Origin of the sequence: Paraburkholderia sp. J41 (assembly GCF_905220235.1) — a bacterium.
In the GTDB taxonomy this organism is placed as follows: domain Bacteria; phylum Pseudomonadota; class Gammaproteobacteria; order Burkholderiales; family Burkholderiaceae; genus Paraburkholderia.
This window is the reverse complement of the sequence record NZ_CAJMZE010000011.1, coordinates 25477-45568: the sequence shown is the minus strand read 5'-3', so window position 1 is coordinate 45568 and position 20092 is coordinate 25477. Positions and strand designations below refer to the sequence as shown.

Here is a 20092-nt window from a genome sequence, read left to right as displayed (position 1 = left end):
CGCAACATTCGCACGGCCACGCGCGCCGCGGCTGAAAACGAGGGAGAAGGGCGTACGTTTTACCTGCGCCCGGCATGACCGGCATGGCGAACAGGGCGCGCGCAAGCAGCGACCAGGCTTTGCCGGCACGCAAGACCTCCGCGGACATCGCGGCGCTCGCGTCATGCGGCGCCACGCACACGTTTTCGAGGCGTTTTCGAGCGTCTTTTTTCGTTGGCGTATCCATTCTCAGGAGCGGATCATGGCTCATTTCAGCGCATCACCCGGCAATCCCGCAGTGCCCCACTTCGATTCCGCCGAAGAAGACCTGCGTCTGCCCGGCGGCTACAGCGAGCGCCTCTGCAACGAAGACCTCGCGCCGCTGCGCGAGCAAACCTGGGGCGCCTACAACATCTTCGCGTTCTGGATGTCCGACGTACACAGCGTCGGCGGCTATGTGTTCGCGGGGAGCCTCTTCGCGCTCGGCCTCACGAGCTGGCAAGTGCTCGTCGCGCTGATCGTCGGCATTTCCATCGTCAACGTGCTCTGCAATCTCATCGCGCGGCCCAGCCAGCGTCACGGCGTGCCGTATCCGGTCGCGTGCCGCGGCACGTTCGGCGTGCTCGGCGCGAACATTCCCGCCGTGATCCGCGGCCTGATCGCGGTCGCGTGGTACGGCATCCAAACGTATCTCGCGTCGAGCGCGCTGGTCATCGTCGTGCTCAAGTTCGTCCCGCAACTGATGCCTTACGCCGACGTACACCGGCACGGCATGCTCGGGCTATCGACGATCGGCTGGGCGGGTTTCATGACGCTCTGGGTGCTCCAGGCGTTCGTGTTCTGGAACGGCATGAACACGATCAAGAAGTTCATCGACTTCGCGGGACCGGCCGTGTACGTCGTGATGTTCGCGCTGGCCGGTTACATGGTGTATCGCGCGGGCTGGCAAAACATCGGCTTGAATCTTGGCGGCGTGAAGTATCACGGCGCGCAAGTGATTCCCGTGATGATCACCGCGATCTCGCTCGTGGTGTCGTATTTCTCGGGCCCGATGCTCAATTTCGGCGACTTCTCGCGCTACGGCAAGTCGCTCAAGAGCGTGCACAAAGGCAACTTCTGGGGACTGCCAATCAATTTCCTGGCGTTCTCGCTGGTCACGGTGATCACGACCTCGGCGACGCTGCCCGTGTTCGGCCAACTGATCACGGACCCCGTCGAAACCGTGGGCCGCATCGACCAGCCCACGGCCGTGATTCTCGGTGCGCTCACGTTCACCATTGCAACCATCGGCATCAACATCGTCGCCAACTTCGTTTCGCCCGCGTTCGACTTCTCGAACGTCGCGCCGCGTCTCATCAGTTGGCGCGCGGGCGGCATGCTGGCCGCCGTGGCGTCGATTTTCATCACGCCGTGGAATCTCTTCAACAATCCCGCGGTGATTCACTACACGCTCGATGTGCTCGGCGCCTTCATCGGACCTTTGTACGGCGTCCTGATCGTTGATTTTTATCTCGTGAAGCGCGGCCGTCTTGCCGTCGACGATCTCTATACGATGTCGCCAACGGGCGCCTATTGGTACAGCAACGGCGTGAACTGGCGCGCGGTTGCGGCGCTGCTGCCCGCGGCGGTGATTGCCGTGATCTGCGTGATGGTGCCGTCGTTCGGCGACGCGGCCAACTTTTCGTGGTTCATCGGCGCGGCGCTCGGCGCGCTGTTCTATCGTGCGCTCACGTTCGGCGAACGCGCGCGCGCCCGGGATTGACGCCGGGTGCATGACGCAATGTGCAAGATGCAATACGCAATACGGCGGTACATGAAGGAGACATCATCATGCGAATCAAGCTGATCAACCCGAACACCACGCTGCGCATGACGGCGGCGATGGAGCAATGCGCGCGCGCCGTGGTGGCGCCGGGCACGGAAGTGGTGGCGGTGAGCCCGACGATGGGGCCGCCCTCCATCGAAGGCTACTACGACGAGGCGCTCGCGACGCCGGGCTTGCTTGCCGAAGTGGAAGCGGGCGAGCGCGACGGGTTCGACGGCTACGTGATCGCGTGTTTCGGCGATCCCGGTCTTTATGCCGCCCGCGAGCTGGCGCGCGGTCCCGTGGTGGGCATTGCCGAAGCCGCCATGCATGCGGCGAGCGTGCTCGCGCCGGGCTTCTCGGTCGTCACGACGCTTTCGCGCACGCGGGCGATGGCGTGGCATCTCGCGGAGCGCTACGGCATGACGCGCTTTTGCCGCAACGTGCGCGCCATCGACGTGGCCGTGCTCGAACTCGACGAGCCGGGCTCGGCAGCGCGCCGCGCGATCGTCGACGAATGCCGCCGCGCGCTCGAACAGGACGGCGCCGACGCCATCGTGCTTGGTTGCGCGGGCATGACGAGCCTGTGCGCGCAGGTGGAGGACGCGCTGGGCGTGCCTGTCGTCGACGGCGTGACGGCGGCCGTGAAATGGGTGGAGGCGCTGGTCGCGCTGCGCCTCACCACGGCCAAGCGCGGAGATTTCGCGCGCCCGCTCGCGAAACGCTACGACGGCGAGTTCGCGCGTTTCAGCCCGGCCGGCGCCGCGAGCGCGACCGAGCCGCCGCCGGTGCGGCCGTTGCGCTACGGGTAAGGCGCGGGGGCGGCGCTGGACATGCGGGTAAACGCGCAACGCGCGAGCGAGACACAAGCGAGACACAAGCGAGGCAGCCTCGCCACATACACCTCGCTTGACCCGCACTATCTGGGTGCGCGTATGGGCGCGCCAGGACGATTTCGCTACACTGGACCGGTCCTGTCGGCGGGTGGCCGTGAATCTGCGGAAAAGCCCTGAGCGGCAGGCGGGGCAAGCGCCGCGGCGCATTGCCGTTGCGTCGAATTTTCCCTTCCATTCGTTTCCATTCGACTGAATCGACCAGCATGCCACTCGATCCCCACTATCCACGCGATCTGATCGGTTATGGCCGGTATCCGGTGCAGGCCAACTGGCCCGGCCGGGCGCGCGTCGCGGTGCAGTTCGTGCTCAACTACGAAGAGGGCGGCGAGAACTGCGTGCTGCACGGCGACCCGGCCTCGGAGCAGTTTCTTTCCGAGATCGTGGGCGCCGCCGCGTATCCCGCGCGTCACATGAGCATGGAATCGATCTACGAATACGGTTCGCGCGCGGGCGTGTGGCGCATTCTGCGCGAGTTCGAGAAGCGCGGCCTGCCGCTCACGGTGTTCGGCGTGGGCATGGCGATCGAGCGGCATCCCGACGTCGCGCGTGCGTTCGTCGAATTGGGTCATGAGATCGCGTGCCACGGTTATCGCTGGATTCATTATCAGGACGCCACGCCGGAGCGCGAGGCCGAGCACATGAAGCTCGGCATGGAAGCGATCGAGCGCGTGACGGGGCAGCGGCCTCTCGGCTGGTACACGGGTCGCGACAGTCCGAACACGCATCGGCTAGTGGCGGAATACGGCGGCTTTCTCTACGACTCCGATTATTACGGCGACGACCTGCCGTTCTGGATGGACGTCGAAGTCACGGGCGGCAAGCGTTCGCCGCAACTGATCGTGCCGTACACGCTCGACACCAACGACATGCGCTTCGCCACGCCGCAAGGCTTCAACACAGCCGATCACTTCTTCACGTATTTGCGCGACGCGTTCGACGTGCTCTATGAAGAAGGCGACGAAGCGCCGAAGATGCTGTCGATCGGCATGCATTGCCGCCTGCTCGGGCGGCCGGGGCGTTTTCGTGCGCTGCAACGCTTTCTCGATCACATCGAAAAGCACGAGCGCGTATGGGTGACGCGGCGTGTCGACATCGCGCGTCACTGGCGCGAGCATCATCCTTATCAACCGCAGCAGAATGACCGCGGGGCGACCGCATGAAGGCCATGCACTACACCCTCGAACAGTTGAATCACGCTTCGGCCGACGCCTTCGTGGCGACGCTTTCCGGCATCTTCGAGCATTCGCCCTGGGTGGCGGAGGCGGCCGCGCGGCAGCGTCCGTTCGCCAGCATCGAAGCCTTGCATCGCGCGATGTCGCAAATCGTCGAAACGGCGGGCGAGGCGAAGCAGCTCGCGCTCATCAACGCGCACCCGGAGCTTGCGGGCAAGGCCGCCGTGCGCGGCGAGCTGACGGCGGAATCCACGCGCGAGCAGAGCGGCGCGGGTCTCGATCAATGCACGCAGGCGGAATTCGACAAGCTGCATGCGCTCAATCGCCAGTACCGCGAGAAGTTCGGTTTCCCGTTCATCCTCGCGGTGCGCGGTTACGATCGCCACGGCATCATTGCGAACTTCGAATCGCGCGCGAACAACGACCGCGCGCAGGAAGTGCGCGCGAGTCTCGACCAGATTTATCGCATTGCGCGCTTTCGGCTCGACGAGCTGATCGACGCGTAATGCCTTTGCAGGTTCGGCGCGCCGCGGGCTGTACGCGAGGCGCGCCGCGTTGACCCACCGAATAATCAAGGAAACAAAGATGGCCATTCCGACTCTCGACCCCAACGCCCCCGACTTCACGCGCCGCTACGTGAATCTCGCGGACCCGCGTCTGGGCGCGCAGGCGCTCGAGGCGAGCGACGACTTCTTCGCGCCGAAGGAGCGCATGCTCAACCCGGAGCCGGCCGTCTTCATTCCGGGCAAGTACGACGATCACGGCAAGTGGATGGACGGCTGGGAAACGCGCCGCAAGCGCATTTCGGGCTACGACTGGTGCATCGTCAAGCTCGCGCGTCCGGGCGTGATCAAGGGCCTCGATATCGACACGAGTCATTTCACGGGCAACTATCCGCCGGCGGCGTCGGTGGAAGGCGCGTATGTGGCCGACGGCGCGCCGAACGGCGCGACGCATTGGACCGAGATCGTCGCGTCGACTTCGCTCAACGGCAACAGCCATCATTACGTCGATGTGGCGAGCGAGAAGCCGTACACGCATCTGCGCGTGAACATCTATCCCGACGGCGGCATCGCGCGACTGCGCGTGTACGGTCAGCCGCAGGTCGACTGGCAGGGCGCGAGCCGCACCGAACTCTTCGACCTCGCGGCAATGGAAAACGGCGCTTACCTCGTGGGCGCGAACAACCAGCATTTCGGATTGGCTTCCACGCTGCTCATGCCGGGACGCGGCGTGAACATGGGCGACGGCTGGGAAACGCGCCGCCGCCGCGAGCCGGGCAACGACTGGGCGATCATCGCGCTCGCGCAGCCGGGCATCATCAAGAAGATCGAAGTGGATACGGCGCACTTCAAGGGCAATTATCCCGACCGTTGCTCGTTCCAGGCCGCGCGCGTGACGGGCGGCACGGACAGTTCGCTGGTGACGCAGGCCATGTTCTGGCCCGTGCTGCTCGGCGAGCAGAAGCTGCAAATGGACAACCAGCATTACTACGAAAGCGAGCTTGCCTCGCTTGGGCCGGTTACGCACGTGCGTTTCAACATTTTCCCCGATGGCGGCGTGTCGCGCGTGCGCCTCTGGGGCACGCTCGCGTGAGAGCGCTGACGAGACCATCATGAGCGATGTGAAAACCACGCTGACTATCGAGCCGCTCACGCGCGAGGCGTTCGCGCCGTTTGGCGACGTGATCGAGCTTCAGGGCGCAAGGCAGATTCCGATCAATCTCGGTACCACGATGCGCTTTCACGATCTCGCGGAAGTCGACGTGACGGACGAGGGCGGTCGCACGCTCGTGAATCTGTTTCGCGGGCAGCCGCGCGTGCTGCCGTTCGAGGTGAAGATGCTGGAGCGGCATCCGCTGGGCAGCCAGGCATTCGTGCCGCTCAACGACAAGCCGTATCTCGTGGTGGTCGCGCCGGCCGGCGATCTCGACGTGGCGAGGGTTCGCGCGTTCGTTTCGCGCGGCTGGCAGGGCGTGAATTACGCCAAGGGCGTCTGGCATCATCCGTTGATCGCGCTCGGCGAGGTGAGCGATTTCGTCGTCGTGGATCGCGGCGGCGACGGCCTCAATCTCAATGAGCAGGACTTGCCCGAGCCGCTTTGGCTAACGCAGGAAGCAATGGATGCGGCGTTGCGCTGACGTTCAACTTGCGATGCGTCATTAAAAAAGCCACGGTGTGAACCGTGGCTTTTGCGCTTCTAGCGCGAGTCGTTCAGAACGAAGGTCAGAACTCGTAGCCCACCTGGGCGCGCGCCGCCGTGTTTCCGGTGCTGGTGACCGAAACGCCGCCGTTCACGAGCCAGTGCATGTTCTGCGAGCGATACGTCACACCGACCGCCGCCGCGCTGCCGCCCATGTAATAGCCGCCGCCCGCCGCCACCACGGTGCGCCCCGGACCCGAAGGCGTGAGGTTAGGCATGGCCATCGCCGCCGCCACGCCCGCATAGGCGTTCTTCGAAACGGTGTTGATCGAGCCTTGCAGCGACGAGATCTGTTGATTGACCACATTCGACTGCTGCGCGAGGGCGTTGCTCAACTGGTTCACGTTCACGGCGTCGGTGCCGGACGTGCCCGCCGCGACGTTGACGATCTGCCGCTCCGAGCCTTCCGCGCCGACCGACACGGCGTTCTCGCGGTTGGCGATCGAATTCGCGCCGATGGCCACCGAGTTGTTCGCCGAAGCGTTCGCCTTGTCGCCGATCGCGGTTGCGCCCGTTCCCGTCGCCACCGCGCCGCCGCCCACGGCGAGCGAACCGGTGCCGGAGGCCGCAGCGGGACCGTTGGCGGAATTCACCGCAACCGCCGTCGAGCCCGTGGTGGCGATGTTCTGCACCATCTGGTTGATCGTCGCGACCTGCTGGTTCGTCGTATAAAGCTGTTGGCCGGTCACGGCGTCGGTGCTGTCGGCCGAGAGCAGGGCGTTTTGCAGGCCCGAGAGCTTGACGTTTTCGCCGCTCGTGCTGCTGAGCGCGATCTGGTCGTGAGCGTCCGAGCTGTAGTGAACGGCGTTGGCGTCGGTGGCCGTGCCAGCGGCGTCGCTCACATCGCTGGCCGCCAGCACGGTGCGCGTGGCGGCGAGCACGTGGGCACCCGATGTTGCCGTCGAGGCGCTCGCGTCCGCCGACGTGCCGGCGAACAGTTGCGCGATGTCGGCGGAATTCTGCGTCACGCGGTTGTCGAGGTTGGCAATGGCGTCGCCCACCGTGTGGACCGTGCTGCCACCCACCGAGTAAGACGGCGCGACAAACGCGCCTGCGGCATTCACGCCCGCGCCGCCGCCGAGTGCGCTCGCGGCGCTGCGCAACTGGCTCACGTTCACGGCGTCGGTGTCGTCCTGGCCGGCCGCCATGTTCACGATCCGGCGCGTGTTGAGCTGGCTTTGAACCGTCGTGGTCGTGCCGTCGGGATTCACGACGATGCGCTGCGAGGTGCCGTCGCTGCCCACCGAAACCGTGTTGTCGAGATTGGCGACGGAACCCGAGCCGAGGGCCACTGCGTCGTTGGCCGAGGCGAGCGACTGGATGCCGAGCGCCGCGCTGCCGCGGCCGTCGGTTTGCGCGTTCGAGCCGATGGCGATGCTGCCCGCGCTGTTTGCGCGCGCCATATCGGTGGGACCGGAAGACCCGATTGCGTCGCCGGCGCCGCGCACCTGCGAATAGTAGGCGGCCGTCCTGTAGGGGGCGCCGTTCGCGTTCGCGGTGTCAACGCCCGATGCAATGGGCGCCGCGGGGCGCAGGGAGGACGCCTTGAGCAATCCCTGCTTCCCGCCCTCGTTGCCTTGCTCGGCGATGAGCCGTTGCACCTGGCCGACGTTGGCCGCATCGGTGTCCTGAATGCCGTCGGCGACGTTGCTGATGACCGTGCCCTTCGGCAACAGGCCGGCGTTGCGATCGCCGTTCACGAAGTAGCCGCTGGATTCGGTGCTCGGGTCGAGCACGACATGCGGATTCGCCGTGCCGGTGGTGTTCGGCACGTAGAGCACGGCGGGATTGCTCACATTGCCCTCGGCGTCCATCTGGAAGCCGCCCATCTGATACGCGCCCGGGTTGGGGGAGTCGGCTTGCGCGCCCCAGCCGGCGGTCATCAGGGTGTTGTGGATCTTCGTGATGTCCCCGATTACGGCACTGTTCATCGCGTAGAGCTGGGCGCCGTTGACTGCGTCCGTGCTCAGCTCGCTCACGTCGCCGGCGGCCACGTTGCGCAGCGCCACGGGCGCCCGCGCGGCAGCGGTGCCCAGGGTGACGGTATCGTGCGCGGGCGCGTCGTACTTCACGACATCGGCCGTACTCGCCGCAACGGCATATAACTGCGATCCGTTGACCGCTTCGGTGCTGTCGGCGGACACCTTTCCCGGCGCGAGCTGCACGATTTTCTTGTTGCTCATGGTCACGACGCTGTCGAAGGTCGTGGGACCGTAGACCATCACGCTCGCGCCTTTGATGTTGAGGGTGCCGTTCTTGTATCCGGCCACCTGGGCGGTCGACGCGCCGAAGCCATAGCCGCCTTTCGTGTCGGCCGCATTGTTGAGCGAGAACGCGAGGCCGTCACTCGTGCCCTTGCCGTCCGTCGAGCAATCCAGCGTTTCGCTGCCGCCCGAGGAGCCCCAGGCAAATCCCTTCGCTCCGGTACACAGCTCGAGGCCCCCCTGGCCGACGGTCCCCACCGTTGCAGCCGAGGCCGGCGTTCCCAGCAGGCTTGCCGACATGCCGACGGCGCCCGTTGCGATAACCGCCAGCCGGCGTGCCGCCGACTTGCGCTTCGCCTGAGCGGTTTCCGGTGCTGCCACCCATGTTTGGTCGGTTTCGCTCCAGACCGAGCGATATGTTTTGTTCATCTAACTAATCCCCATAGGCGATTGCAAAAAAAGCGTGCTAATGCGTTTCTCGATGCATGCAACATGAAAACGCGATGAGAATGTAAGAGAAAACGGGCGACCAATTAAATGCGACTTTTCCGAATTTAAATCGTAGCGCGTCACTTTCTATCTTTATAGTTATCCGACATTGATGATTTTTCTTATTTACTGGATAAGAGCGAAACGGACAAATACGAGTCGAATCGCTATTGGCAATTTTTAGACATTGATTTTTGTAAATTAATTAATGAGACGAAAAAAATAAAGGTGCGGCTGTTATCATGCGCCGTGCTACCGCAACGGGGCGGTGGCATTTTTGATATGGAAAACCCAATGAAAAAAATCGACCGTAATCAACTCGCGGACGTTCAGGCGGCAGGCGGTTGCTGCAAATCCAGTTGCTCGTCATCGAAGTCGCCGAAGCCGCCGGCACCGCCCGTGCCGACTCCGCGTTAATCGCCTGGTGTGAAGAAAGGGGGGAGCGCCCCCCTTTCCGCGCGTTCGTTTCCGCCGGCCGTTCCCCCTGCTTCGAGTCCGCGCCATGCACGCCTGTCGACTTGTCTTTGCGCGAACCATGAGAGCGTGGAGCCGCGGATTCCTCGCTACGCGCCTTGTCGTGCGCCGCTGGCTTCTTGCCCGCATCTCCTTTGCCGCGATTGACCGTGCCGCGTCGATTTGCTGGATCGCGTGTGCCATTTGGAGCGGTCGAACACGCTCGCGCGGTGTTGCGCGATACGATGCGGGGCGTATCGAAGCCGGTCTTGGGTTCCGCGTTGCGCTGCGCACGATGAGCGCCGAGATGCGCGAGAACTGGCTGGATCAGCGGCTGTACGCCGGGCGTGCGCTGGGTCGCGACGCCTGGCCGGATCTGCGTGACGCAGGTGCGCAAATCGCGTCGCGAATCCGGCAAATACAGGCCGGCAGTCCGGGGCGTCCGGTGATTCTCTCGCCGTTCCATTATGTGTCGCAATACGCGAACATTTATGTCGTCGACGAGGTACGCAAGGCGCTCGATATGTCGTCGATATCGGTGGTTTCCGGCGTGCCGCGAGATATTTACGGAAACGACTCGGAAATGATTCCGTCGCTACGTATCCTTTATACCTACGACGAAAAAGGTGGCGACAGTCGGAATGGATTGGGTTTGCGCGTCATTCGAAGTTTGCGCCGCGATGGCGTGGCCGTGGTATTTTCCGACGTTCCGCCGTTCTCGCTGGCCAGATTCGCAATGGAAACCGTCGGCGTAACGATGAACGGGAAAAATGCGCGTATTCACAGCGGTGTGTTTCGTCTGGGCGCGCCTGTCGATGCTTTATTGCTGCCGTTTTATTTGCGCTTCGAACGGGGTCGTTTCAGCGTCGAAATAGGCGAGGTCATTGCGCTGGCACAAACCGATGCGCCGCAGCGTCTGGCCGAAACAATACAAACCGCGCGCAAGGCGAATTACCCTCACTGGCTATTCGCCGGACATCCGTCTACCTATCACTTTGCGCCAACCCGCTAGGGCGGCGCGGGCACGGCCAGAAGACCCGGAGCAGGAACCATCCGGCGCGGCCGGCTACGGGGAATGCATCACAAGTGGAACCCACATATCTTCCTGAATTCCGCGATTTCAGCTCGCGTTGGATCGCCTATGGCGCGTCGGCGGCGGTGGTGATCGGCGTCGTGTTCGCGTTTTCCTGCACGGTCGAGTTGAAGCAGGACGTCGACGGCGAAATCGTGTCGCCGGCCGAAATCAAGGTGCAAGGCGAGGGCGGTCTCGTCTCGGCCATTTACGTACAGCCGCCCGAGCGGGTGGTGATGGGGCAACCGCTGTTTCGCCTCGACCGCGACATGTCGCTCGCCAGCGACGGCTCGCGCCGGGGCGTTTTCGACGCGCGGGTGCGTGACGAAGAACGGCGTGCCGCCGATGCGCGCCACATGCAACAACGTGTCGCGTTGAGCACGCAACTCGACACGGCGCGCACGAGCGAAGCGAGCCGTCGCGCGGAACTTGCCGAAATCAACGTGCAAGGGGCGCAGAACGCGTTGCTCGCAGGCGAGGCACGGAAAAAGCTCGCGCGTCTTCAGTCGGTGGCCGATTACGTCGTGGCCGACCGCATCGATCAGGCGCGCGCGGATCTGCATCAAGCGCAGATCGCGCAGGCGGAATCTGCGGCGCGCCGTCAGCAGGCGCTTGCGGCAATTGCCGATCTGCACAATGCGCAGACCGCGCTCGAAGCCCAATTGAAAGAGCTTGAGGCCGGCTACGCGCGCGACCTTCAGGACGCCGACGCGCGCTTCGAGCAAAGCCGTCGCGATGCCACGATCGCCGCGCCGAAAGCCGGCATCGTGACGTTCTCGCGCCTCGTGCAAGGCAGCACACTTCAGCCGACGGACGTCGCGATGGTGATCGTCACCGACCCGTCGCAGCCGTTGCGCGCCGCGTTGCGCATCCCTTCGCGGCGGCGCGGTTTCGTACACGAAGGACAAATCGTGCGCCTGAAATTCGACGCTTTTCCCTACGCGCGCTTCGGCTCGTACGAGGCGCGCATCGATTCGGTTTCGCGTACGACCGTCGCCGCCGCCGATCCGTCGCCCGGCGCTTCCTCGAACGGCGGCGCGGCAGCGGCCGGCGATCTCTATGTCGCGTGGGCGACGTTGCCTCGCCGCACGTTCGACTACGGCGCACAGCACTTCGACATCCTGCCGGGCATGCGGGCCACCGCGAGCGTGGTCGTCGAGCGGCGCACGATCGCCGAATGGGTGCTCGAACCATTCTTCAAGATCGCCCGAGGCTGACATGCGGGTCATTTTCCAGAATGAAGTGGCCGAGTGCGGCTACGCGTGCCTTGCCATGGTGTTGAGCGATTGCGGCCGGTCGACCGAGGTGCGCGAGTTGTCGGCCTATCGGCCGGTTTCGGCGAACGGTCTGTCGTTGATGGACCTCTACGATGTCGCCACCGACTTCGGTCTCGAAGTTCAGGCGTTTCGCTTCGACGCTTCGCAGGTGCGCGAAATCAAGCGCGGCTCCATCGTCCATTTCGGCGGCGCGCACTTTGTGGTGTTCGAGCGCGCCTCGCGCCACTACGTCAGCGTGATCGATCCCGCAATGGGGCGCCGGCGCGTCGCCATGGATCTTTTCTTGACGAGCGTCTCGGGTTATCTGATCGAGTGCGCGGCCACGCCCGCGCTCGAACGCATCAAACGGCGTTCGAGCGTGCCCGAAGCGCTGGCGAGGCTGCGCGCGCTCAATCCCGGCTTGCGCGGCCAGCTCGGCAAGATTTTGTTCGTCGCGCTGGCAGCCCAGTTCGCGATCCTCGCCCAGCCGTATTTCGGTTCGTTCGTGCTCGATCATGTGGTCGCCGAGGACAACCTGAATTTGCTGAACGTGCTCGCGCTGACTTTCGGCGGGATTTTTCTGTCCGGCGCGATCGGAAGTTACGTGCAAGGCGTCCTTGTCGAGTTGCTCTACGCGCGCGTGAGCGTGAACGCGACGCAAGGGTTGTTCGCCCATTTGTTGAGCGTGCCCATGACGTACTTCGAGAAACGCAACGTCGGTGACGTCTTCACGCGTTTCAAGGCGCAGGACGAGATCAACGCCTTCGCGTCGCGGTCGTCAGTGGCGTTTTTTGTCGATGCCGCAGTCGGGCTGCTCGCGCTCGCGCTCATGTTCGTGCAGAACGCGAAGCTGTCGCTGGTCGTGCTCGCGATCTTCGCGCTGTACGTGCTGGTGTGCGCGACGATGTATGCGGCGATGCGCGACACGCACGCGCGCGTATTCCAGGAAAGCGCCCGCTGCGACGACGCCCTGTTCGAGACCGTGCGGGGCGCTGCGTTGATCAAGCTTTCGCAGGGCGAAGGCCGGCGTCTCGCGCGCTTCATGGAATTATTTCGCACCTTTGCGGCGGCGCGCCTTCAAGGCAGCCGGCTCTCGGAAACGCGCGACGCGCTGCTCAGGACGCTCGCGCATGCGGAGACGCTCGGCGTCACCTGGCTGGCCGCGAAACTGATGTTGGGCGGCGCGGTGTCCGTCGGCGCGTTCTATTCGTTCATGATCTACAAAACGCTGTTTTCGGACCGCATGGCGCATACCATCAACACGGTGTTCGCGTGGCACATGCTGAGCGTGCCGGTGGCGCGCGTCGACGATATCGTGGCCTGCGCGCCCGAGCGCTACACGCCGCTCGCCGACAGGCAACGCACCGTCGAGGCCGGTTGCTTCGAGCGCATCAGCGTGCGCGACGTCACGTTTGCCTATGGCGTGTCGGACCAACCCGTGCTGCAACGCGCGAGCCTCGACATCGAGCGCGGCGACAAGATCGCGATCACCGGCGCCTCGGGCGCGGGAAAGTCCACGCTGTTCAAACTGCTGGCCGGCGCGGAAGTGGCGCAGCACGGTGAGATGTCGCTCAACGGCATTGCGTGGCGAAATCTGAACGTCGACGAAATGCGCCGTCACGCGACCCACATGCGCCAGGGCGACATCATTCTGCACGGGTCGATCGCCGAAAACATCTCGCTTTTCGAGGGGCACCCGGACGAGGCGCGTATCCTCGATTTGCTCGACGCCGTGGGATTGAAGGACGACGTCATGCGTTTGCCGATGCGCACGCGCACGGTCGTCAGCGATTCGCTGGCCAACATATCGGCCGGCCAGCGTCAGCGTCTGCTGCTGGCGCGCGCGCTTTACCAGCCGCGCGAACTCTTGCTGCTCGACGAACCCACGTCGAACCTCGATCCCGTTTCCGTGCGGCGCGTCGGCGCGCTCTTGCAGCGCATCAATCGAACCGTGGTGGTGATCACGCACGACGTGGCGATGGCGGAGGGCTTCGATAAACATTACCGCCTGGTCGACGGCGCATTCGTGAGGGTCGCCCGCGACGAAACGCAAGCCGCGATGGAGCGTGCGTCATGAGCGGCCGGGGCGCACGCCGCGCCGCGCTCGTATTCGCTTGCGCCGCTGTCTGCGCGCTACCTGCCACGCGCGCGCGGGCAGCGGATCTGCTTGCCGTCGTCGACGCGGCTTTGGACCACGACGCCCGGCTGGCCGCGTCGCGCGACGCATACCGGGCGGCCATGCAGGCGGTTCCGAAGGCGCGCGCGGCGCTCCTTCCGCACGTGACGGGCGGCTGGGGCCGCGCGTGGAACGGCATCGACACGCAGGGTTATCCCGCTCAGCACTACTGGCAAAACGGTTGGACCGTCGGGCTGGTGCAGCCGCTGTTCGACTGGACGAGCTGGACGGCGTACCGGCAGGCCGATCTGGTCGTGGCGCGCGGGCGCCTCGAAACGGCGAGCGCGACGCAAGACACGATTCTCGCCGCGGCGCAGGCGTACTTCGCCGCGCTCGCCGCCGCCGACGAAACCACGCGTGCCGCCGATTATCTGCGGGCGCTCGACGCGCATCTCGCGCTCGTCGCTCGCGCCAGGGCGGCGGGCGAGGCCACGCTCGTCGACGTGCGCGAAGGCGAGGCAAGCCGCGCGCAGGCGCAGTTGCAATGGCTCGACGCCGGCAGCCAGGCGCGGCTCGCGAACGCCGTGCTGGAACGCCAGACGGGCGCGCCCGTGACATCCCTCGCGTCCTTGCCGCGACATGCCGCTCCCGCGTTGCAGCCGCCGGACGCCGACGCCTGGATGACTCAGGCGCAGACGCGCGGCTACGGCGTGCAGATCGCCGAAGTTGCGTTGCGAATCGCGAAATACGATACGGAGAAGGCGCGCGCGGGCCGCTATCCCACGGTCGATATTCAGGTGACGCATACGCCCGCCGGCGCGGCGGGCGGCTACACGTTGCCGACCACGACCACGACCGGGATGCTTCAGGTCGTCATTCCGCTGTATTCGGGCGGCGAGGTGAGCGCGAAAGTCGAAGAGGCGTTGGCGCTGGAGGACAAGGCGCGCCATGAGTTGAACGGCGCCGTGCTCGACGCGGGCGCCGGAGCCCAGGAGAGCTGGCTGCGTGTCGTGCAGGGCGAGGCGCGCACGGCGGCCCTCGTCCAGGTGGTTCAGCGCGAGGAGGCGGCGCTCGAAGCGACGCGCATCGGTTTTGGCGCGGGCAGTCGCACGAGCATCGACGTTCTGCGCGCCACCGACACGCTTTACGCAAGCCGCCGCGACGAGATTCGCGCCCGTTACGACACGGTGTTGGCGCTGCTCAGTCTGCTGGCGCGCACGGCAACGCTCGATCTCGACGAGGTTCGGCATATCAACGCCCAACTCTTCGCGGGTCAGAAGGCCGCGAGTGCCTCGCGCGGGTTGTCGCCACCGGATGCCGCGCCGGCGTTGCCCACAGCACGCGAGGCGGTGCGCGCACGAGCGGTGGCGCAGGATGTGCCGGCGGCCGTGAGAGCGGGAACACAAGAGGGAATGAAAGAGGGCATAACAGAGCGCGTAAAAGCGGGACCGCAGCCGGCCGCGCAAGAGCGCACGCCCGCGCCGTTATCCGCCCTCGCACAGCCGTCGACGGCCGCGGAGATGGCGCCGGCCGGCTCCCTCTCCCGCATCGACGGCGTGCCGCTCTCGCCCTGAGCCGCCGCCCCGAGCCGCCGGGAAACGGCGGGAAACGGCTGGAAACGGCGGTCGCCAAAGAAAAAAGCCCGAAACGCGCATCACGTTTCGGGCTTTCGTCTTTCAGGCGCTCAGGCGGTCTTGCGGCTCACTCCTTCGCGCCGCCCTGAAACCACGCGGCAATCTTCATCCGCTCGTCGTCGGTCATGTGGGTGACGTTGCCGAGCGGCATCGCCTTGAGCGTCACGGCTTGCTGATATAGACGCTGCGCGTTCTGCGTGATCTGCGCGGGCGTATCGAACATCACGCCGGCGGGCGCGGCGCCCATCATCGTGGGGTGCGCCGAGTGGCAGGCGGCGCAGCGCTGTTGCAGGATCGGCGCGATGTCGGCGACCTTGACCGCAGGCGCGTTCGCGGCTTCGGCTTGCGGCACGACCGGGCGCGGCAGCGTCCACACGAGCGCGACGAACATCAGCGCCACGCCGCCGATCGGCAGATACCAGAGCTGCTGGCCGCGATGACGCATCACGAAGAACTGACGAATCAGCGCGCCGGCCAGCATGATGACGACGAGCACGGCCCAGTTGTACGCATGCGCGTAAGTCATGGCGTAGTGGTTCGAAAGCATCGCGAACACCACGGGCAGCGTGAAATACGTGTTGTGTACCGAACGCTGCTTGCCGCGCTTGCCGTAGATCGGGTTCGGCACTTCGCCCTTGAGCATCGCCGCGACCATCTTGCGCTGGCCCGGAATGATGACGAAAAACACGTTCGCCGACATGATCGTCGCCAGCATCGCGCCCATGATGAGATACGCGGCGCGGCCCGAGAAGATATGGCACGCGAGATACGCGGCGATCACCACGTAGAGGCCCACGCACACGCCGAGCAATTTGTCCTTCGTGCCGAGCAGGCGGCACAGCGAGTCGTAGACGATCCAGCCCGCCGCGAGGAAGCCGAGCGCCGAGAAGATCGCCACGACCGGGCCCATGTCGAGCACGTTCCTGTCGATCAGATACGTGTTCGGCGCCATCAGGTACAGCACCGTGAAAAGCGAGGCGCCCGAGAGCCACGTGGTGTACGAAGGCCACTTCGACCAGTGCAGGTCGTCCGGCATTTCGGGCGGCGCAACCGTGTACTTCTGCATGTTGTAGAAGCCGCCGCCGTGTACGTGCCACAACTCGCCGAACACGCCGCGGCGGCGCTGGTTCGGGTCGGTGGGCGGTTTGAGGCTGTTGTCGAGCGCGACGAAATAGAACGATTCGCCGATCCAGGCGATGGCCGCGATGACATGGAACCAGCGCAGCGCGAGGTTCAGCCAGTCGGTGATAAAGCCTTCCATGAAACTCCTCCACTCCTGATGCATTGCGCGCGCAAACCAGACTGCGCGAACTGCGGGGCCGGCGCGTGGCCGTTCGCGATTTTGCCGCGGGCCGAGGCGCTGCCGTTGTTGTTGGTATGGATCGAAGCGCGAACGCGTCGAAGTTTTGCGCCGATGAAGTCAACGGCGGCCGAAGTCAGCTCCCGCCCGGGTCAGCTTCCGCGATAGGTGCTGTACGACCAGGGCGAAACGAGCAGCGGCACGTGATAGTGCGCGGCGGCGTCGGCGATGCCGAAGCGCAGCACCACGCGATCGACAAAGCGCGGTTCGGGCACGTTCGCGCCGAGCGCGGCAAAGTAATCGCCGGCGTGGAACACGAGTTCGTATTCGCCCGCGACGAACGCTTCGGCTTCGAGCAGCGGCGCGTCGCAGCGGCCGTCGTGGTTGGTGGTGACGGTCTTGAGCGCGCGGCGCGTGTCGCCGTCCAGCGCGTAAAGCTCGACCTCGATGCCCGCGCCGGGGCGGCCGTTCGCGGTGTCGAGCACGTGGGTAGTCAGCTTGCCCATTCGCAGTTTTCCTTGGTCAGTGCCTGTGCGATTGCGAGTTTCGGCGGCGGCTCGATCCGGCATGCACAAACCGGCGTGCATAAGTGGCGGATCGAGGCTCCACGTCAGTGGCTACATACCCGTCGGCGGATCGAAGCGAGCGCCGTGACCGCATTTTAAGAACGATCGCGGCGCTCGGGCGCGCGCGATAGGAAAGATAAGACTCGCCGCATAAGGGTTGTGCCGGAGGCGGCGCCGCGGCCCGCGAGCATCGCGCCCCAGATTCGCCGATCCATGCCCCGATCGTAGCGCCGCCAAAAATCGACCTTTATATGCGTGGCGTGAATGTGGGTATCGCAGCGGCGCGAATTGCCACGATTTTTTTGGCTACGGATCGTAGCGGTCATGCGCAGCGCGTGCTGCGCGTCCCGAAGACGGCGCGCCGGAATGTCGGCCCGCGCCGGGTAACCGGGCCTGCGGCGTCCTTGCCGGGACGCGTCGGCGCCGGTTGCAGCGGAGCCGTCGGGTGTGGCGAGGGCGTCCCTGGTTCACAGGCCGCAAGCATGCCGAAAGGCGCGCGGCACGACACGGAGCGAATGAGGACGATGGAACACACACGCACGCAAGCGAGGGACGGCGCGCCCAACAGCGCAAGAACGCTGCTGGTGAAGCACGCGGCCATGCTGGTGACGATGGACGACGCACGGCGCGAGATCCGCGACGGCGGTCTCTATATCGAAGGCAACCGCATCGTGGCGGTGGGACCGACGAGCGAATTGCCCGCCACGGCGGATGAAGTGATCGACGCGAGCGGCCATATCGTCATGCCCGGCCTCGTCAACACGCATCACCATATGTACCAGAGCCTCACGCGCGCCGTGCCGGCCGCGCAGGACGCCGAGCTGTTCGGCTGGCTGACGAATCTGTACAAGGTGTGGGCGCATCTCACGCCCGAGATGATCGAGGTGTCGACGCTCACGGCCATGGCGGAATTGCTGCTCTCGGGCTGCACCACGTCGAGCGATCATCTCTATATTTACCCGAACGGCAGCCGTCTCGACGACAGCATTCGCGCCGCGCAACGCATCGGCATGCGCTTTCATGCGAGCCGCGGCAGCATGAGCGTCGGCCAGAAGGACGGCGGTTTGCCGCCCGATGCGGTGGTGGAGCGCGAGGACGCGATTCTCGCCGACACCCAGCGCCTGATCGAGACGTATCACGACCCGAGCCGTTACGCGATGCTGCGCGTGGTGGTCGCGCCATGCTCGCCGTTTTCGGTGAGCCGCGATCTGATGCGCGAATCGGCGGTGCTGGCGCGGCACCACGGCGTCTCGATGCATACGCATCTCGCCGAAAACGCGAACGACATCGCCTATAGCCGCGAGAAGTTCGGCATGACGCCCGCGCAGTATGCCGAAGACCTAGGCTGGGTCGGCCGCGACGTGTGGCACGCGCACTGCGTGCAGCTCGACGATCACGGCATCGGTTTGTTCGGCCGCACGGGCACCGGCGTCGCGCATTGTCCGTGTTCGAACATGCGGCTCGCGTCGGGTATCGCGCCCGTGAAGAAGATGCGGCTTGCGGGCGTGCCGGTGGGATTGGGCGTGGACGGCTCGGCGTCGAACGATGGCGCGCAGATGATCGGCGAGGCGCGCCAGGCGATGCTGCTCGCGCGCGTGGGCTTCGGCCCCGACGCGATGACGGCGCGCGAAGCGCTGGAGATCGCGACGCGCGGCGGCGCGCAGGTGCTCGGCCGCGACGACATCGGCGCGCTCGCGCCGGGCATGGCCGCCGACTTCGTGGCGTTCGATCTGCGCACGCCGCAATTCGCGGGCGCGTTGCACGATCCGGTCGCGGCGCTGGTGTTCTGCGCGCCCTCGCACGTCGCGCTCAGCGTGATCGACGGACGCGCGGTCGTGAAGGACGGCGTGCTGCAAACCGTGGAGCTTGGGCCGGTGATCGAGCGGCACAACGGACTGGCCGCCCGGCTGTTAGAACTGGCGCGGTAAGGCATCGCGCAAAAAAAGAGCCGCGAATTGCGGCTCTTGCGATCAGGGCTTGTCGATCAGCGTTTTGGTCGCTTCGGCGACGAGGCTGCGCAGCCAGCGCACTTCGTCGGAGTAATGGCAGCGTTCGTGCCACAACTGGTAGTACTGCATCGGCGGAAAGTCGAGCGGCGCGGGCACGACCGTGAGCGGCAGGAAGCGCGCGTAATGATCGGCGAACAGGCGCGTGGTCGTGAAGATCAGGTCCGACTTGATGAGCACGTAAGGCGCGAGATTGAAGTACGGCAGCGTGACGACCACGTGGCGCTTCAGGCGCTCGCGCGCGAGATGCACGTCGATGGCGCCGCGCTGGCCCACGGAATAGGGCGTGGGCGCGAGATGCGGCGCATTGAGGTACTGGTCGAGCGTGAGGCCGCCGCGCTTGGCGAACGGATGCGTGTTGCTCATCAGGCACACGATCTGGTCGACGAACAGATTCGAGAGGTGCAATTGCTCGGGCGGTTCGGGCCAGTTGCCGATGACGATGTCGAGCTTGCCTTCCTCCAGCGCCAGCTCGTAATCGAACGCGGGGCCGAGCGAATGGAATTCGAGCGTGGCGTTGGGCGCGGCTTGCCGGAAGCGCTCGACCACGGTCGGCACGAACAGGACGTTGAGATAGTCGGGGCAGCCGATGCGGTAACAGCGGATCGACGTGGCCGGATCGAAATTATGTTGCTGGAAGCGGATGCGCTCGATTTCGCGCAGCGCGTTTTGCACGGGTTCGAGCAGGCGCAGGCCGTATTCGGTCGGCACCATGCCGGACTTGCCGCGCACGAGCAGCGGGTCGCCGGTGATGTCGCGCAGACGCCGCAGCGCCGCGCTGATGGCGGGTTGTGACTGGTTGAGCTTGACGGCGGCGCGCGTGACGCTGCGCTCCATCAAAAGGGTGTGCAAGACGCGCAAAAGATACGTGTCGATCGCCTCGCGTTGCTGACTCATGAATTCTCCGAATTATATGTTTTGGCTGATCGCTGGGCTTCGTGGG

15 protein-coding genes are annotated in these 20092 nt (G+C 65.1%); 11 read left to right on the top strand and 4 right to left on the bottom strand.

The genetic code is table 11. From position 1 onward, the window contains the following. The first annotated feature begins 241 nt into the window (after positions 1–241). From U5805_RS13660 to U5805_RS13635, 6 genes are all read left to right on the top strand, one after another. Positions 242–1741: an NCS1 family nucleobase:cation symporter-1 gene (locus U5805_RS13660; RefSeq protein ID WP_322104009.1), complete on the top strand. Its 1500-nt coding sequence runs from the start codon at positions 242–244 to the stop codon at positions 1739–1741. 68 nt (positions 1742–1809) lie between these two features. Next, positions 1810–2595, top strand: a complete 786-nt coding sequence (locus U5805_RS13655) for an aspartate/glutamate racemase family protein (protein ID WP_322104008.1) — start codon at positions 1810–1812, stop codon at positions 2593–2595. A gap of 287 nt (positions 2596–2882) precedes the next feature. Then, positions 2883–3839 (top strand): allantoinase PuuE, encoded by a 957-nt coding sequence (puuE, locus tag U5805_RS13650; RefSeq protein WP_322104007.1) that lies wholly within the window; start codon positions 2883–2885, stop codon positions 3837–3839. After that, positions 3836–4357, top strand: coding sequence for a 2-oxo-4-hydroxy-4-carboxy-5-ureidoimidazoline decarboxylase (gene uraD, locus U5805_RS13645; protein WP_322104006.1), 522 nt, complete (start codon positions 3836–3838; stop codon positions 4355–4357). Before puuE ends, uraD begins: the two co-directional genes overlap by 4 nt. Positions 4358–4436: 79 nt before the next feature. Next, a complete protein-coding gene (alc, locus tag U5805_RS13640) occupies positions 4437–5447 on the top strand; it encodes an allantoicase (RefSeq protein WP_322104005.1) in 1011 nt (336 codons plus the stop codon). 19 nt (positions 5448–5466) lie between these two features. Beyond that, positions 5467–5991: an ureidoglycolate lyase gene (locus U5805_RS13635; RefSeq protein ID WP_322104004.1), complete on the top strand. Its 525-nt coding sequence runs from the start codon at positions 5467–5469 to the stop codon at positions 5989–5991. Positions 5992–6076: 85 nt separating this feature from the next. Here the strand turns inward: U5805_RS13635 and U5805_RS13630 are convergent, their stop codons facing one another. Further along, complete coding sequence (locus U5805_RS13630; RefSeq protein ID WP_322104003.1) at positions 6077–8686, bottom strand: ESPR-type extended signal peptide-containing protein; 2610 nt, start codon at positions 8684–8686, stop codon at positions 6077–6079. 637 nt (positions 8687–9323) lie between these two features. On the opposite strand from U5805_RS13630, the gene U5805_RS13625 reads away from it, so the two are divergent. The 4 genes from U5805_RS13625 (at position 9324) to U5805_RS13610 (ending at position 15217) form a co-directional block, all read left to right on the top strand. Next, positions 9324–10211: a hypothetical protein gene (locus U5805_RS13625; RefSeq protein WP_322104002.1), complete on the top strand. Its 888-nt coding sequence runs from the start codon at positions 9324–9326 to the stop codon at positions 10209–10211. Between the two features lie 74 nt (positions 10212–10285). Continuing rightward, positions 10286–11488: an HlyD family secretion protein gene (locus U5805_RS13620; RefSeq protein WP_322104001.1), complete on the top strand. Its 1203-nt coding sequence runs from the start codon at positions 10286–10288 to the stop codon at positions 11486–11488. Position 11489: 1 nt separating this feature from the next. Beyond that, a complete protein-coding gene (locus tag U5805_RS13615) occupies positions 11490–13604 on the top strand; it encodes a peptidase domain-containing ABC transporter (RefSeq protein ID WP_322104000.1) in 2115 nt (704 codons plus the stop codon). Continuing rightward, the gene (locus U5805_RS13610; protein ID WP_322103999.1) at positions 13601–15217 is read left to right on the top strand and encodes a TolC family outer membrane protein; all 1617 of its coding nucleotides are present in this window, start codon (positions 13601–13603) and stop codon (positions 15215–15217) included. The genes U5805_RS13615 and U5805_RS13610 overlap by 4 nt, the downstream gene beginning before the upstream one ends. A gap of 127 nt (positions 15218–15344) precedes the next feature. On the opposite strand, the gene U5805_RS13605 is transcribed toward U5805_RS13610, so the two are convergent. Both U5805_RS13605 and uraH read right to left on the bottom strand, forming a co-directional pair. Further along, positions 15345–16538, bottom strand: a complete 1194-nt coding sequence (locus U5805_RS13605) for a urate hydroxylase PuuD (RefSeq protein ID WP_322103998.1) — start codon at positions 16536–16538, stop codon at positions 15345–15347. Positions 16539–16729: 191 nt separating this feature from the next. Further along, positions 16730–17083, bottom strand: coding sequence for a hydroxyisourate hydrolase (gene uraH, locus U5805_RS13600; RefSeq protein WP_322103997.1), 354 nt, complete (start codon positions 17081–17083; stop codon positions 16730–16732). A 584-nt stretch (positions 17084–17667) separates the two neighbouring features. Between uraH and U5805_RS13595 the strand changes: the two genes are divergently transcribed. Next, positions 17668–19071 (top strand): 8-oxoguanine deaminase, encoded by a 1404-nt coding sequence (locus U5805_RS13595; RefSeq protein WP_322103996.1) that lies wholly within the window; start codon positions 17668–17670, stop codon positions 19069–19071. A gap of 42 nt (positions 19072–19113) precedes the next feature. On the opposite strand, the gene U5805_RS13590 is transcribed toward U5805_RS13595, so the two are convergent. Continuing rightward, positions 19114–20046, bottom strand: a complete 933-nt coding sequence (locus U5805_RS13590) for a LysR substrate-binding domain-containing protein (RefSeq protein ID WP_158949838.1) — start codon at positions 20044–20046, stop codon at positions 19114–19116. Positions 20047–20092: the final 46 nt, after the last annotated feature.